The organism is Streptomyces sp. NPDC102437, from assembly GCF_044765565.1.
Classification (GTDB): Bacteria; Actinomycetota; Actinomycetes; order Streptomycetales; family Streptomycetaceae; genus Streptomyces.
The window spans coordinates 70,743-85,197 of record NZ_JBIWKI010000008.1; the positions used below are offsets into that span (position 1 = coordinate 70,743).

Annotated in this window: 16 protein-coding genes and 1 pseudogene; 16 read left to right on the forward strand and 1 reads right to left on the reverse strand. The window is 69.3% G+C overall.

Features of this window, described 5'->3' with window-relative positions:
• Nucleotides 1-129 precede the first annotated feature (129 nt).
• The 5 genes and pseudogenes from dop to prcA all read left to right on the forward strand — a co-directional run bounded on the left by dop (nt 130) and on the right by prcA (nt 3,941).
• Nucleotides 130-1,641: a depupylase/deamidase Dop gene (gene dop, locus ACIRJP_RS12545; protein WP_404171884.1), complete on the forward strand. Its 1,512-nt coding sequence runs from the start codon at nt 130-132 to the stop codon at nt 1,639-1,641.
• 121 nt (nt 1,642-1,762) lie between these two features.
• A complete protein-coding gene (locus tag ACIRJP_RS12550) occupies nt 1,763-1,981 on the forward strand; it encodes a ubiquitin-like protein Pup (RefSeq protein WP_124718707.1) in 219 nt (72 codons plus the stop codon).
• A 101-nt stretch (nt 1,982-2,082) separates the two neighbouring features.
• Nucleotides 2,083-2,273, forward strand: a pseudogene (locus tag ACIRJP_RS12555) (endonuclease domain-containing protein); the annotation flags it as partial.
• Nucleotides 2,225-3,070, forward strand: a complete 846-nt coding sequence (gene prcB / locus ACIRJP_RS12560) for a proteasome subunit beta (protein ID WP_356081054.1) — start codon at nt 2,225-2,227, stop codon at nt 3,068-3,070. The pseudogene ACIRJP_RS12555 and the gene prcB, both read left to right, overlap by 49 nt.
• A gap of 58 nt (nt 3,071-3,128) precedes the next feature.
• Nucleotides 3,129-3,941 (forward strand): proteasome subunit alpha, encoded by an 813-nt coding sequence (prcA, locus tag ACIRJP_RS12565; RefSeq protein ID WP_404171889.1) that lies wholly within the window; start codon nt 3,129-3,131, stop codon nt 3,939-3,941.
• A 68-nt stretch (nt 3,942-4,009) separates the two neighbouring features.
• Here the strand turns inward: prcA and ACIRJP_RS12570 are convergent, their stop codons facing one another.
• Nucleotides 4,010-5,050 carry a LacI family DNA-binding transcriptional regulator gene (locus ACIRJP_RS12570; RefSeq protein WP_404171892.1) on the reverse strand — a complete coding sequence of 347 codons (1,041 nt, stop codon included), beginning with the start codon at nt 5,048-5,050 and terminating at the stop codon, nt 4,010-4,012.
• A 137-nt stretch (nt 5,051-5,187) separates the two neighbouring features.
• Here ACIRJP_RS12570 and ACIRJP_RS12575 point away from each other — a divergent pair, with 137 nt between their 5' ends.
• The 11 genes from ACIRJP_RS12575 (at nt 5,188) to ACIRJP_RS12625 (ending at nt 14,430) form a co-directional block, all read left to right on the forward strand.
• Nucleotides 5,188-6,447, forward strand: a complete 1,260-nt coding sequence (locus tag ACIRJP_RS12575; RefSeq protein WP_404171895.1) for an MFS transporter — start codon at nt 5,188-5,190, stop codon at nt 6,445-6,447.
• A gap of 9 nt (nt 6,448-6,456) precedes the next feature.
• Nucleotides 6,457-7,818 carry a Pup--protein ligase gene (gene pafA / locus ACIRJP_RS12580; RefSeq protein WP_404171898.1) on the forward strand — a complete coding sequence of 454 codons (1,362 nt, stop codon included), beginning with the start codon at nt 6,457-6,459 and terminating at the stop codon, nt 7,816-7,818.
• A gap of 126 nt (nt 7,819-7,944) precedes the next feature.
• A complete protein-coding gene (locus tag ACIRJP_RS12585) occupies nt 7,945-8,898 on the forward strand; it encodes an FKBP-type peptidyl-prolyl cis-trans isomerase (RefSeq protein WP_404171901.1) in 954 nt (317 codons plus the stop codon).
• Nucleotides 8,899-8,944: 46 nt separating this feature from the next.
• Nucleotides 8,945-9,319, forward strand: a complete 375-nt coding sequence (locus ACIRJP_RS12590; protein WP_404171904.1) for an FKBP-type peptidyl-prolyl cis-trans isomerase — start codon at nt 8,945-8,947, stop codon at nt 9,317-9,319.
• A gap of 113 nt (nt 9,320-9,432) precedes the next feature.
• Complete coding sequence (locus ACIRJP_RS12595) at nt 9,433-10,386, forward strand: WYL domain-containing protein (protein ID WP_351252485.1); 954 nt, start codon at nt 9,433-9,435, stop codon at nt 10,384-10,386.
• A 17-nt stretch (nt 10,387-10,403) separates the two neighbouring features.
• On the forward strand, nt 10,404-11,360 hold the full coding sequence (locus tag ACIRJP_RS12600; RefSeq protein WP_404171907.1) for a helix-turn-helix transcriptional regulator: 957 nt from the start codon (nt 10,404-10,406) through the stop codon (nt 11,358-11,360).
• A gap of 19 nt (nt 11,361-11,379) precedes the next feature.
• Nucleotides 11,380-11,649, forward strand: a complete 270-nt coding sequence (locus tag ACIRJP_RS12605) for a hypothetical protein (RefSeq protein WP_404171910.1) — start codon at nt 11,380-11,382, stop codon at nt 11,647-11,649.
• A gap of 99 nt (nt 11,650-11,748) precedes the next feature.
• A complete protein-coding gene (locus tag ACIRJP_RS12610) occupies nt 11,749-11,946 on the forward strand; it encodes a hypothetical protein (protein WP_404171913.1) in 198 nt (65 codons plus the stop codon).
• Between the two features lie 263 nt (nt 11,947-12,209).
• Nucleotides 12,210-12,503 (forward strand): Sec-independent protein translocase subunit TatA, encoded by a 294-nt coding sequence (gene tatA, locus ACIRJP_RS12615; protein ID WP_266736054.1) that lies wholly within the window; start codon nt 12,210-12,212, stop codon nt 12,501-12,503.
• A 110-nt stretch (nt 12,504-12,613) separates the two neighbouring features.
• Nucleotides 12,614-13,504: a twin-arginine translocase subunit TatC gene (tatC, locus tag ACIRJP_RS12620; RefSeq protein ID WP_404172283.1), complete on the forward strand. Its 891-nt coding sequence runs from the start codon at nt 12,614-12,616 to the stop codon at nt 13,502-13,504.
• Between the two features lie 17 nt (nt 13,505-13,521).
• The gene (locus ACIRJP_RS12625; RefSeq protein ID WP_404171916.1) at nt 13,522-14,430 is read left to right on the forward strand and encodes a diacylglycerol kinase; all 909 of its coding nucleotides are present in this window, start codon (nt 13,522-13,524) and stop codon (nt 14,428-14,430) included.
• Nucleotides 14,431-14,455 lie beyond the last annotated feature (25 nt).

Consider the following 14,455-nt stretch of genomic DNA (forward strand, 5'->3'; position numbering starts at 1 on the left):
CAGAGGCGCTCTAGGCTCTTGCGTACCGCCCGGTCGCGCAGTGCGTGGACGGGCAGTGCACGCGCACCGACAAGCAGCGGTACTTGAGCGCCGCCCCTCAAGGGAGCGCCGCCGGGCAAGGAGGGCCGCATGACCGTACGGCGAGTAATGGGCATCGAGACGGAGTACGGGATCTCCGTCCCCGGCCACCCCAACGCCAATGCCATGCTCACCTCGTCCCAGATCGTCAACGCGTACGCAGCGGCGATGCACCGGGCGCGCCGCGCCCGCTGGGACTTCGAGGAGGAGAATCCGCTGCGGGACGCGCGAGGTTTCGACCTCGCCCGCGAGACCGCGGACTCCAGCCAGCTCACCGACGAGGACATCGGCCTCGCCAATGTCATCCTCACCAACGGGGCCCGCCTCTACGTCGACCACGCGCATCCGGAGTACAGCTCCCCGGAAGTCACCAATCCGCGGGACGCGGTCCTCTGGGACAAGGCCGGCGAACGCATCATGGCCGAGGCCGCCGAGCGCGCGGCCCAGCTCCCCGGCGCCCAGCCGATCCACCTCTACAAGAACAACACCGACAACAAGGGCGCCTCGTACGGCACGCACGAGAACTACCTGATGAAGCGGGAGACCCCGTTCTCCGACATCGTGCGTCATCTGACGCCGTTCTTCGTCTCCCGCCAGGTGGTCACCGGGGCGGGGCGCGTGGGAATCGGCCAGGACGGCCACGAGCACGGCTTCCAGATCAGCCAGCGCGCGGATTACTTCGAGGTCGAGGTCGGGCTGGAGACCACGCTCAAGCGCCCCATCATCAACACCCGCGACGAGCCCCATGCCGACGCCGAGAAGTACCGCCGGCTCCATGTCATCATCGGTGACGCGAACCTCTCGGAGATCTCCACCTATCTCAAGCTCGGCACCACCGCACTGGTCCTCTCCATGATCGAGGACGGCTTCATCAACGTCGATCTCGCGGTCGACCAGCCGGTGCGCACCCTGCACCATGTCTCGCACGACCCGACCCTGAAGTACCTCATCACGCTGCGCAGCGGCCGTACGCTCACCGCGGTGCAACTGCAGATGGAGTACTTCGAGCTGGGCCGCAAGTACGTCGAGGAGCGGTACGGGGCGGATGCCGACGAGCAGACCAAGGACGTCCTGATCCGCTGGGAGGACACGCTCACCCGGCTGGAGAACGACCCGATGAGCCTGTCGGGCGAGCTCGACTGGATCGCCAAGCGGGAGCTCATGGAGGGCTACCGCCGCCGCGACAGGCTGGACTGGGACGCGGCACGCCTGCACCTGGTGGATCTCCAGTACGCCGACGTGCGGGCCGAGAAGGGCCTGTACAACCGTCTGGCGGCCCGCGGGAAGATGAAGCGGCTGCTGGACGAGAACGAGGTCGAGAAGGCCCGTACGAAGCCGCCGGAGGACACCAGGGCCTATTTCCGGGGCCGCTGCCTGGAGCAGTACGCCGACGACGTGGCGGCGGCCTCCTGGGACTCGGTCATCTTCGATCTGCCCGGTCATGACTCACTGCAACGGGTACCCACCCTGGAGCCGCTGCGGGGTACCCGGGATCACGTCAAGGAGCTGCTGGACCGTTGCCGCACGGCGGAGGAGCTGGTCCAGGTCCTGTCGGGCGGCTGAAAGGGCCAGGATCGGGGAATCATCGGGAGGACCCCCGGACGTTGAGGGAAAGTACCGGGCCGATGTCGGAGCCCGTGGGTAGGGTCTGATCAAGTGCTTCGAACCGAGCGGGGTGAGCTAGATGGCGACCAAGGACACCGGCGGCGGACAGCAGAAGGCGACGCGTTCCACCGAGGAGGTCGAGGAGCAGGCGCAGGACGCGCAGGTCTCCGAGGACCTTAAGGACCGCCAGGAGAAGCTGAGCGACGACGTCGACTCGGTTCTGGACGAGATCGATGATGTGCTCGAGGAGAACGCCGAGGACTTCGTGCGCTCCTTCGTTCAAAAGGGTGGACAGTAGTTCACGGATGTGAACGCGGGGGAGTGGAGAGCGGTGCGCGCGGTACGGGCCGGTTCGGCCCGTGCCGCGCGGGCGCAAACGGCACCGCGAGCCGCGCAGCTGCCCCCGCGGTTCATGTGGATCACCACCACGGGACGGGTAGGGTCCGTGGCGTAACCGCATCAACTGCAACTCGGCCATCGGCAAGTTGGGAGACGATCCTGACGCCTTGCTCAGGGCCGTCGCTTACCTGGAGGGAAACGCGTGGAAGCCAACACTCGTAGCACCGGGCGTCTACCAGCTGCCTTCCTGACGCCGGGATCCTCTTCGTTCATGGATTTCCTGTCCGACCAGTCGCCCGGGATGCTTCCCGGCAACCGGAACCTGCCGCCCCTCCAGGGGGCCATCGAGGCGCCGCACGGGACGACGATCGTCGCGGTGACGTTCGCCGGCGGCGTGGTGCTGGCCGGTGACCGGCGAGCGACCATGGGCAATGTGATCGCCCAGCGTGACATCGAGAAGGTCTTCCCGGCCGACGAGTACTCGGCGGTGGGCATCGCCGGCACGGCCGGACTGGCCGTGGAGATGGTCAAGCTCTTCCAGCTGGAGCTGGAGCACTTCGAGAAGGTCGAGGGCGCACAGCTCTCCCTGGAGGGCAAGGCGAACCGGCTCTCCACGATGATCCGCAGCAATCTGGCGATGGCCATGCAGGGCCTTGCCGTCGTGCCGCTCTTCGCCGGTTTCGACATCGACCGCGAGAAGGGCCGGATCTTCTCGTACGACGTCACCGGAGGCCGTTCCGAGGAGCACGGGTACGCGGCCACCGGCTCCGGGTCGGTCTTCGCCCGGAGCTCGATGAAGAAGCTCTACCACGGGGAGCTGACGGAGCAGGAGGCCCTCACCCTGGTCGTGCAGGCGCTGTACGACGCAGCGGACGACGACTCGGCGACCGGTGGCCCCGATGTGGCCCGGCGGATCTACCCGATCGTCACCGTCATCACCGACGAAGGCTTCCGGAGGCTGGACGAGGCGGAGTCCTCCGAGATCGCGCGCTCGGTCCTGGAACGCCGGCTGGAGCAGCCCGACGGCCCGCGCGCCGCGCTGCTCTGACCACCGTTCCGCTGCTTCTCCGATGCTCTCGTCACTGACAGAAAGGGACGGATAACCGGTGTCGACGCCGTTCTATGTCTCACCTCAGCAGGCCATGGCCGACCGGGCGGAATACGCCCGGAAGGGCATCGCCCGTGGTCGCAGCCTGGTTGTGCTGCAGTATGCCGACGGCATCGTGTTCGTCGGCGAGAACCCGTCCCGCGCGCTGCACAAGTTCAGCGAGATCTACGACCGGATCGGTTTCGCCGCCGCCGGTAAGTACAACGAGTACGAGAATCTCCGTATCGGCGGCGTGCGCTACGCCGATCTGCGCGGGTACACCTACGACCGTGACGATGTGACGGCCCGTGGGCTGGCCAACGTGTACGCGCAGACGCTGGGCACCATCTTCTCCAGTGCGGCCGAGAAGCCGTACGAGGTGGAGCTGGTGGTCGCCGAAGTGGGGACCGACCCGGAGGGCGACCAGATCTACCGGCTGCCGCACGACGGCTCGATCGTCGACGAGCACGGCTCGGTGGCGGTCGGCGGCAACGCCGAGCAGATCAGCACGTTCCTGGACCAGCGCCACCGCGACGGGATGACGCTCGCCGAGGCACTCAAGCTGGCGGTGCAGGCGCTGTCGCGCGATCCCAACGGCACCGAGCGGGAGATCCCCGCCGAGCGGCTGGAGGTCGCGGTCCTGGACCGTACGCGGCCCCAGCAGCGCAAGTTCAAGCGGATCGTCGGCAGGCAGCTGGCGCGGCTGCTGGAGGCGGACGGCGGCTCAGCGCCGACGGATGCCCCGTCCGACACCGAGGAGGGCGAGGGCAACGGGTCCGCCGCCGCTCCCGACGCATCGAAGCCCACCGACTCCGGTGGTGACGTGGAGTAGTCCGTCGAAGGACGGTCCACCGCTGTGACCGTGCCCCGGTCCGCCGCTCCCGGCGGGCCGGGGCACGGTCATGCCCGCGGGGTGTCCGGGGGCGGGGGTGCCGAGGAGCCGCGGGCGACCAGCTGCACCGGGAGGCTGCCGGTCTCGGCCGGCCGGTCGTCCAGGACCGCCAGCAGGGCGGCCATGCCGCGCTCCCCGACCTGCTCGGCGGGCAGCCGCACGGTGGTGAGCTCCGGCTCGACGGCCGTGGCCAGGGCCAGATCGTCGAACCCGGTGACGGACAGGTCGTCGGGCACCCGCAGGCCCAGCCTGCGGGCGGCCTTGCAGGCGCCCGCGGCGAGGATGTCGTCGTCGCAGACGAGGGCGGTGGGCCGGGGGCCCGGGGCGGCGAGCATGTGCTCCGCGGCGACGCGGCCCGCGTGGACGTCGAGCGCCGCCGTGACGGTCCGCACGGAGGTGCCGGGCACCGCCCGCAGGGCCTCGTGGAGCGCCCTGCCGCGTACCGCGAAGGTCCAGGAGCCGACCGCCGACGCCAGGTGGACGAAGCGGCGGTGGCCGAGGGCCAGGAGGTGCTCGGCGACCTGCCGCATGCCGTCGGCGATGTCCAGGTTGACGCGGGCCGCGACACCGGCGTCCGCCGGATCGCTGTCGAGCATCACCAGCGGCAGTCCCGCGCCTCGCAGCGCGTCGAGCGCCCCGGCAGCCATGGAGGAGGCGATCACGCCGTCCAGGGAGGCGCTCGCCGAGGCGAAGGGGTCCCGGGCCGGGCCGGTGCCGTCGGGGGACGGGTACAGGACGACGCCGAAGCCGTGCTCGGCGGCGACCTCGGCGGCGCCGGTGTAGACGCGTGCGAAGAACTCGTTGGTGAGCGCGGGGACGACCAGCAGTGCCGTCCTGGTGCTGCCCAGGCGCAGGTTGCGGGCGGCGAGGTTGGGCCGGTAGCCGAGGTCGTGGGCGGTGCGGCGCACGCGTTCGGCGGTGGCCTCGGAGACCCGGCCGCGCCATTTGCCGCCGAGCACGAGGGAGACCGTGGCCTGCGAGACGCCTGCGGCCCGCGCGACGTCGCGGCTGGTGGGCCGGGTCGGGGCGGGCTGTGGTGCGCTGGTCACTCGGGCCTCCGGGGCCGGTCGGGGCAGGCGTCGTGAGGTGGACCTGCGGACTGGGCACATGGTACGTATGAACCTCGACGTTATACGTAAAACCTCTGGGTGCCGGAAGAGCGCCCGAGGGAGAGGGGCGACAGGACATGGCCGCGGGATATCTGGACATCCTCCGGGCGCGGCATGCCGCCCGCCTGCTGGCGGGAACCCTGGTGGGGCGGCTGCCGAGCGGTACCGCCCACATCGCGATCGTGCTCTTCACCAGGGCCGAGGGCGGCAGCTACACCCTCGCCGGCGCGCTCGCGGCCGTGTACGGACTGTCCACCGCGGTCGGGCAGCCGCTGCTGGGCCGTGCCGTGGACCTGTACGGCCAGCCGCGCGTCCAGCTCCCGGCCGCCGTGGTGTCGGCGCTGGGAATGGCCCTGCTGGCCCTGGTGGGTCTGGGATCGCTGCCGCTGGCCTACGGGGCGGTGGTGGTGGCCGGTCTCTTCACACCGCCGCTGGAGGGTGGTCTGCGGGCCCTGTGGCCGAGCGTGCTGGGCGGTGAGGACCGGGTGCACCGGGCGTACGCCATGGATGCCGTCGCCCAGGAGGTCATGTTCACCGTGGGCCCGCTGCTGGTGACGGTGCTGGTCTCGCTGTGGTCGCCCGCCGCCGCCCTGCTCGTCATCAACGCGATAGGCGTCCTGGGGGCGCTCTCCGTCGTCCTCTCCGAGCCCTCCCGGGCCTGGCGCTCCGCGCCCCGCGAGGCGCACTGGCTGGGCGCGCTGCGTTCACCGGGGCTGCTGGCGCTGCTCGGGTCGTTCTTCTTCGTCGGGCTGGCGCTGGGCTCGATCACGGTGGCCGGCGTGGCCTATGCCGACGACCACGGCCGGGAGTCGGTCTACGGCTGGCTGATGGCCGCGCTCGGGCTGGGCGCACTGGTCGGCGGCGCGGTCTACGGGGCACGGCAGTGGGCCGGGGCGCCGGAGCGTCGGCTGCGGGTCATCGTCGCGCTGCTGGCGCTGGGCTATCTGCCACTGATGCTGACCCCGGGAGTGGTCGCCATGACCGCACTGGCGGCAGTGGCCGGAGTCTTTCTGGCGCCCGCGATCGCCTGCTCCTTCATCGTGGTCGACCGGCACGCGCCCCGGGGCACCGTGACCGAGGCGTTCTCCTGGCTGGTGACGACCTTCGGGGTCGGCGCGGCGGTGGGAACGGCCGTGGCGGGCCCGGCCGTCGAGCTGGGCGGCACCTCGTGGAGCTTCGCGGTGGCGGGGGCCGGTGGGGTGGCGGCGCTGCTCGTCCTGCTGGCGACGGGAAGGGTACTCGCAGTTCCCGGGCGTACGGCCGTTTCCGTACGGGGATCGGAAAATGATCGAAACGGTGCTGTCGAACCCGGTTTCAGCTCAGGCCATCAGGCGTAATGTTCAGTCATGGACCGCCGCATTTTCGGGCTGGAGAACGAGTACGGCGTCACGTGCACGTTCAGGGGACAGCGCCGACTGTCCCCTGATGAAGTGGCGCGCTACCTCTTCCGCCGTGTTGTGTCATGGGGCCGCAGCAGCAATGTCTTTCTGCGGAACGGCGCCCGCCTCTACCTCGACGTGGGATCGCATCCGGAATATGCAACCCCCGAATGCGACAACCTGACCGAGCTGGTCACCCACGACAAGGCCGGCGAGCGCATTCTCGAAGGCCTGCTCGTCGACGCCGAACGCCGCCTGCACGAGGAGGGAATCGCGGGCGACGTCTATCTCTTCAAGAACAACACCGACTCGGCGGGAAACTCCTACGGATGCCATGAGAACTACCTCGTGGCACGGCACGGAGAATTCTCCCGGCTCGCGGACATCCTCATTCCCTTCCTCGTCACGAGGCAACTGATCTGCGGCGCGGGCAAGGTGCTGCAGACCCCCAGGGGCGCGGTCTACTGCGTCAGCCAGCGTGCGGAGCACATCTGGGAGGGCGTCAGTTCCGCGACCACGCGTTCCCGCCCGATCATCAATACGCGTGACGAACCGCACGCCGACGCGGAGCGGTACCGCCGCCTCCACGTCATCGTCGGTGACTCCAACATGTCCGAGACGACCATGCTGCTCAAGGTCGGCGCGACCGACCTGGTGCTCCGCATGATCGAAGCGGGCACGGTGATGCGGGATCTGACGCTGGAGAACCCGATCCGGGCGATCCGCGAGGTCAGCCACGACACCACCGGGCAGCGCAAGGTGCGCCTGGCCAGTGGCCGCGAGGCGTCCGCCATCGAGGTGCAGCGCGAGTACTACGAGAAGGCGGTCGACTTCGTCGACCGCCGTGGCATCCGCACCGGAACCGTCGCCCAGGTCCTGGAGCTCTGGGGCCGCACGCTCGACGCGGTCGAAACCGAGGACCTCGACCGGATCGAGACCGAGATCGACTGGGTGATGAAGTACAAGCTCATCGAGCGGTACCGGGCCAAGCACAACATGACCATGTCGCATCCGCGGGTCGCCCAGATAGACCTCGCGTACCACGACATCCACCGTCGTCGCGGCCTGTACTACCTGCTGGAGCGCAAGGGACAGGCCGCCCGCGTCTGCAACGACCTGAAGATCTTCGAGGGCAAGTCCGTGCCCCCGCAGACCACCAGGGCGCGGCTGCGCGGCGACTTCATCCGCAGGGCGCAGGAGCAGCGGCGGGACTTCACCGTCGACTGGGTCCACCTCAAGCTCAACGACCAGGCGCAGCGCACCGTGTTGTGCAAGGACCCGTTCCGTTCGGTCGACGACCGGGTGGAGAAATTGATCGCGGGTATGTGAGCCGGCACGGCACGGTCTTGGCCACCGACGCGACGCGGGCCCCGTACGTTCCTCGTACGGGGCCCTGCGTACGCCCTAGAGTGTCGGGGACTCATCCAACTGTGCCGTCTGAGATCTGAGGAACAAGTGCGCCGACTTGCCGGCCTTCTCGTCGTCCCCCTGTTGCTGCTGACAGCGGCCTGCGGTGGCGAAAAGGGCTCCGATTCCGATTCCGTTTCTGCTTCCGCCGCGACGAAGGACGGGTTCCCCGCGATCACCGCGGGCGCGAAATTCGGTGAGAAGCCGACCCTGGCCAAGGGGACGGGGAACCCGCCCAAGGAGCTGAAGACCAGGGTCGTCAGCCAGGGCGACGGCGCCACGCTCAAGAACGGCGACGCGATCCAGGTCAACTACCTCGGCCAGTCCTGGGATTCCGACAAGCCGTTCGACAACAGCTTCGACCGCAAGCAGCCGTTCGACCTGACCCTCGGCGCCGGCATGGTCATCCAGGGCTGGGACAAGGGCCTCGTCGGCCAGAAGGTCGGCAGCAGGGTCCAGCTGGTCATCCCGCCGGACCTCGCGTACGGCGACCAGGGCCAGGGCGACATCAAGCCCAAGGCCACGCTCGTCTTCGTCGTCGACGTCCTGAAGGCGACGCAGATCCCTGTCTCGGCCAAGGGCACCGAGGTCGCCCAGGACAACATCGGCCTCCCGAAGGTCGGCACCAACACGGACGGCAAGGCCCCCAAGGTCACCATCCCGACCAAGACCGACCCGCCGACGAAGCTCGTCTCCAACTACATCCTGGAGTCCAAGGGCGAGGTCGTGAAGGACACCGACAGCGTCGTCGTGAACTACGTCGCACTGACGTGGAAGGACGGCAAGACCTTCGACAGCACCTACGCGGCGGGCAAGACGCAGACCTTTCCGCTCGCCCAGGTGACCCTGAAGGGGCTGAAGAACGGTCTGGTCGGCAAGAAGATCGGCAGCCGGGTGCTGCTCGTCATCCCGCCGGACCAGGGCTTCGGTGACAAGGCGCAGCAGACCATCCCCGCGAAGTCCACGCTGGTCTTCGCCGTGGACCTGCTGACGAAGATGTAAGACTGTCCCGGTTGTCCAGCAGTTCATCAGTAAGAGGAGCAAGTCAGTGAGCATCGAGAAGCCCGAGGTCGACTTCCCGGGTGGCGAGCCGCCGGCCGATCTGGAGATCAAGGACATCTGGGAGGGCGACGGCCCGGTCGCCCAGAAGGGCGCCGTCGTCTCCGTCCACTACGTGGGCGTGGCCTTCTCCACAGGCGAGGAGTTCGACGCCTCCTGGAACCGCGGCACCCCGCTGCAGTTCGAGCTCGGTGCCGGCCAGGTCATCGCCGGCTGGGACCAGGGTGTCCAGGGCATGAAGGTCGGCGGGCGCCGCCAGCTGATCATTCCCGCGCACCTCGCGTACGGCGACCGCGGCGCCGGTGGCGGCCGCATCGCGCCCGGCGAGACGCTGATCTTCGTCTGCGACCTGGTCGCCGTCTGATCCGCACCCGTGCGATACGAGGGCCCGTGCCGCCAGGCACGGGCCCTCGCTTTTGTCCCGACAGCGCGTAGCGGTACGGTCGAGCGTCGTAGAGCGAAACAGAAAGGGCGTCGATGGCGATTGCCAAGGCCGAGCGGCTGATGAACCTGGCGCTGTGTCTGCTGGGGACCCGCCGCCCGCTCAGCAAGCGCGAGCTGCGCGGCTCCATCGAGGCCTATCTGGAGGCGGGCTCCGACGACGCCTTCAACCGGATGTTCGAGCGCGACAAGGACGATCTGCGTGAGCTCGGTCTGATCATCGAGACCGTGGAGAACCTGGACGGCGAGACGGGATATCTCGCCCGTCGCGACAGCAACCGGCTGCCCCCGATCACGCTGGACGCAGAGGAGGCCGCGGCGCTCGGACTGGCCGCCAAGGTCTGGCAACAGGCGCGACTGGCCGGTGCGGCCAGCGGTGCGCTCCAGAAGCTGCGGGCCGCCGGCATGCCGGAGGCCGAGGACGCGTACGAGGTGCACAGCGCTCTCGAACCGCGCATCCCCGTCCACGAGGCGGCGTTCGAGCCGCTGATGCTGGCCTGCCGCGACCGCCGGCCGGTCACCTTCGACTACCGCAAGGGCAACGCCGCCACGCCGGAGCAGCGCCAGGTCGAGCCGTGGACCCTGGAGTGCTGGCGCGGACACTGGTACCTGGCCGGCTGGGACCGGGACCGGGGAGCCGAGCGGGTGTTCCGGCTCTCCCGGATCACCGGCCGGGTCCGCTCCCGGGCCGGGGCGTTCACCGCCGCGGTGCCCGACGTCGTGACCGTACGCGAGACGGTCGAGAGCTGGGCGGGGGAGACGGCGACCCGGACCGCGCTGATCAGGCTGCGCACCGGGGCCGGGTACCCGCTGCGCTCGCGCGCCGTGTCGGTGCGGGAACTCGGGAACGGGTGGGACGAGTTGGAGATTCCGTACGGACACGGTCTGGACGCCTGGCTCGTCGAGTTCGGCCCGGACGTGGTCGTACAGGAACCCGCCGATCTGCGGGCCGATGTGGTGGACCGGCTGCGCGCCGTGGCCAAGGACTGAGAGAGGGACGGCAACCCATGGCCACGAACGCGATCGACCAGACCCGCCGGATGCTCTCCCTGGTGACGTATCTGCGCGAGCGCCCCGGCGCCCATGTCCAGGACGTCGCCCGCGCCTTCGGGATCACCGAGGACGAGCTGATCTCGGACCTCGACGTGCTGCCCATGTGCGGGACGAGCTTCCGCGGCGGGGACCTGCTGGACATCGACACCGACGGCGACCGCATCTGGTGGCACAATCCGGACGACGTCGCCGAGCCGCTGCGGCTCGCCGCCGACGAGGCGACGGCCCTGCTGGTCGCCGCCCGTGCCGTGGCCACGCTGCCGGGGCTGCGCGAGAGCGACCGGCAGGCGCTGCTGCGGGCCACCGCGAAGCTGGAGACCGCGGCCGGTGAGGTGGGGGCGGCGAGCTCGCGGCTCTCGGTCACCTTCGAGTCCGAGGGCGGCGTCTTCGCCGATGTCGACCGGGCGATCTCCGAGCGGCGCCGGCTCTGGCTGCGCTACTACTCGCCCGCGCGCGACGAGCTCACCGAGCGCGAGGTGGACCCTATCCGGCTGTTCGCCGTGGGGCACACGTACATGGAGGCCTGGTGCAGGTCGTCCGAGGACCGGCGTACGTTCCGGCTGGACCGGGTCGCCGAGATCCGGCTGCTGGACGAGCCCGCCGCACCGCCCGAGCTGGAACTGCGCGACCTGTCCGAGGGGCTCGTCCAGCCGGCCGCGGAGGACCCGGAAGTCGTCGTCGAGGTGGGCCCCGGCGGACGCTGGGTCGCCGAGTACTACCCGCACGACAGCGCACGGGAACTGCCCGACGGCGGGCTGCGGATCACCCTGCGCACCCCCGACCCGGCCTCGCTGCGCAGGCTCGCGCTGCGGCTGGGCGGCGAAGGCCGCATCGTCTCCCCGCCGGAGCTGGCGCGCAGCGCACAGCAGGCGGCCCGTGCGGCGCTCGCCGCGTACGACGAACCGGCCTGAGCGGAAACCTGAGGAAGATATGAGCAATATGTCTGTGGTGTCAGGTGTTCCGACCGTGGTGGTGCCCGAGTCCGTACGGTTCAAGGCCGCCTGCCCGGACTGCCGCGAACGGTTCGAACTGGCCGCGGGCGCCATTCGCCTCGCGGTGGGTGCGAGCCGCCGGACGACGTTCTACTCCTTCACCTGCCCGCAGTGCGGTGCGGCCGTCCGCAAGCCCGCGGGGGAGCGGATAGTCGAGCTCCTCACCAGTGGCGGGGTGCGGACGCTGCGTCTGCACGCCGGCCTCTAGACCCTTTCCATGCTGTCGGCCCCCAGGGAGTGTCTGGCAAATGCCTGCAGCGTCGCATCCATTTATCAGACACCCCCTAGACACATCGAGGCTCAGCCCATGTTCTGGCCCATGCTCGCCATCGCCCTGGGGTTCCTGGGGATCGCCGTTCTCGGCGTGCTGGCCGTCAAGGTCTTCATCGAGACTCAGCGGCTCGGGCGTCAGGTGACGCGTACCACCCAGCGCATCAACCGGGCCGCCGAGGACCTCGAAAGGGCGGCGACAGACCTCGCCGCCGCCGGCGAGGCGCTGCGCTAGCCGTACCGCCTTTGCTGCCCCGATTTGCCCTGTGAGCAGGGCGGATGGATCGGAGCGGGCGCGGCCTGCAGTTTCCCGGTTTCGAGGGGTACGCTGCTGAAGGCGGCCCGGAGAGCGAGGCGTGGGCCGTAATCGCGAGGATGCGTGGGTATTGCCCTGCGTTTACTCCTGCGGGATACGATCGCTGACAGTACGAAGGTCGGACGTCCGTCCGAGGTTCGATCCGCCCCACCCCTGCTGCCTCGGTGAGAAGGTACACACATATGTTCGGAAGGCTCGGCGCTCCCGAGATCATCCTGATCCTCGTCGTCATTGTTCTGCTGTTCGGCGCGAAGAAGCTTCCTGACATGGCTCGCTCGCTCGGCAAGTCGGCCCGCATCCTCAAGAGCGAGGCCAAGGCCATGAAGTCCGAGGGCAGCCCTTCGGCGACCCCGGCCGAGCCGGCCGCCAACGACGCCGCCCAGGACCAGACCGCCCAGCGCACCATCAAGGCGGCCCCCGGCGACGTGAGCAGCTCGCGTCCGGTCGCGGAGCCGACCGACTCGACCAAGCGCTGACGACAACCGGGCCGACGCAGGCGCCCTGATCAGTGAGGGCCTGCTGCACGAGATGAGGACGTGGGTTGCTCAAGTCTGCCCGCAAGCAGGAGACGGACCCAGAGGGCCGCATGCCCTTGGTGGAGCACCTGCGTGAGCTGCGTAACCGGCTGGCGAAGGGCATGCTGGCCATCGTCGTCGTGACGATCGCCGCAGCCTTCTACAGCCAGGCGCTGATGGAGTTCCTCTCTGCTCCCGTGCCCCGTTGCGAGAAGGGTCTGGGCGAGACGACCGGGGGCGCGTGCGCGGTCATCGCGTACACCGACCTTCTCTCCCCCTTCACGACGACGGTCAAGGTCAGCCTCATGGCCGGCGTCATAATCGCCAGCCCGATCTGGCTGTACCAGCTGTGGGCGTTCGTTGCGCCCGGACTCCACAAGCACGAGCGGAAGTACACGTACGCCTTCGTGGCCGCCGCAGTGCCGCTGTTCCTCGGTGGTGCCGCGCTCGCCTACACGATCCTGCCGATCAGCATGCGTGTCCTGTTGGGCATCACGCCCGACGGGTCGGCGAACATCCTCCCGATGGACAAGATCCTCGACTTCACGGTCCGGATGGTGCTCATCTTCGGAGCGGCCTTCGAGCTGCCACTGCTGCTGATCATGTTGAACCTGACGGGGATAGTGACCGGTCGGCGCATGCTCGGCTGGTGGCGCGGTGTGGTCATGGGGGTGTTCGTCTTCGGGGCAGTGGCGACTCCCACCACCGACCCCGTGGGGATGATCGCGCTCGCGGGTCCGATCGTGGTCCTGTACTTCCTGGCGGTGGCCTTCTCCCTGCTGAACGACAAGCGGCGACGCCGCGCAAATCCCGACGCCGAGCTGGACGACGACGAGGCGTCGGAGCTTGACCTCACCCCCGAGGATGTCGGTGAGATCGAATCGGTCTCCTCCAGCCGGGCGTTGCCCGCACAGGCGAGTTCGGACCGGGACCGTGTGAACGGTTACGACGACATCACCTGACCTTGTAGGGTCCCCGGGTGACCAGCGAGATCACCCTCTTCGTCAATCCCACCGCAGGACGCGGCCGGGGCGCGCACGCCGCGCAGCCGGCCGCTTCCGCGTTGCGGGACGCCGGATTCTCCGTGCGCACGGTTCTCGGTGAGGACGCCGACGACGCTTTGCGGCGGGCCCGTGAGGCCGTCGCGGGCGGGACCGGAGCGTTGATAGCCGTGGGCGGGGACGGCATGATGTCCCTCGCCCTGCAGGCTGTCGCGGGGACGATGACCCCGCTCGGGGTCGTCGCGGTCGGCACCGGCAACGACTTCGCCCGCGCGCTCGGGCTGCCGATACGGGATCCGGCCGCCGCCGGACGGCTGGCCGCCGAGGCGCTCAAGGGCGGCGGCGTCCGAGAGATCGACCTCGGACGGGTCGGCGAGCGATGGTTCGGTTCGGTGCTCGCCTCCGGCTTCGACTCCCGGGTCAACGACCGCGGGAACCGCATGCGATGGGTCGGCGGACGGTTCAAGTACGACCTCGCGATCCTCGCTGAACTCGCCGCGTTCAAGCCCATCGCGTACCGCGTCAGACTGGACGACGGACCGGTCAGGGAGATCGAGGCGACGCTCATCGCGGTCGGCAACGGGTCGACGTACGGCGGGGGCATGCGGATCTGCGCGGACGCGGAGATGGACGACGGGTTGTTCGACGTGACCGTCGTCGGGGACTGCAGCCGTACCACCCTGCTCAAGGTGTTCCCCCGGGTCTACAAGGGAACGCATCTCAGCCACCCCGAGGTCACCGTGCACCGGGTTTCCTCGATCGAGCTGGTCGCAGCGGGGGTCACCGCCTACGCGGACGGTGAACCGCTCGGTGCCCTGCCGCTCACCGCGCGCTGCGTGCCCGGTGCGGTGCGGGTCCTCACGCCGGGTTGTTCCGGCGGGATTTAAAGATCGCGCCTGGTGTCAGAGGTGG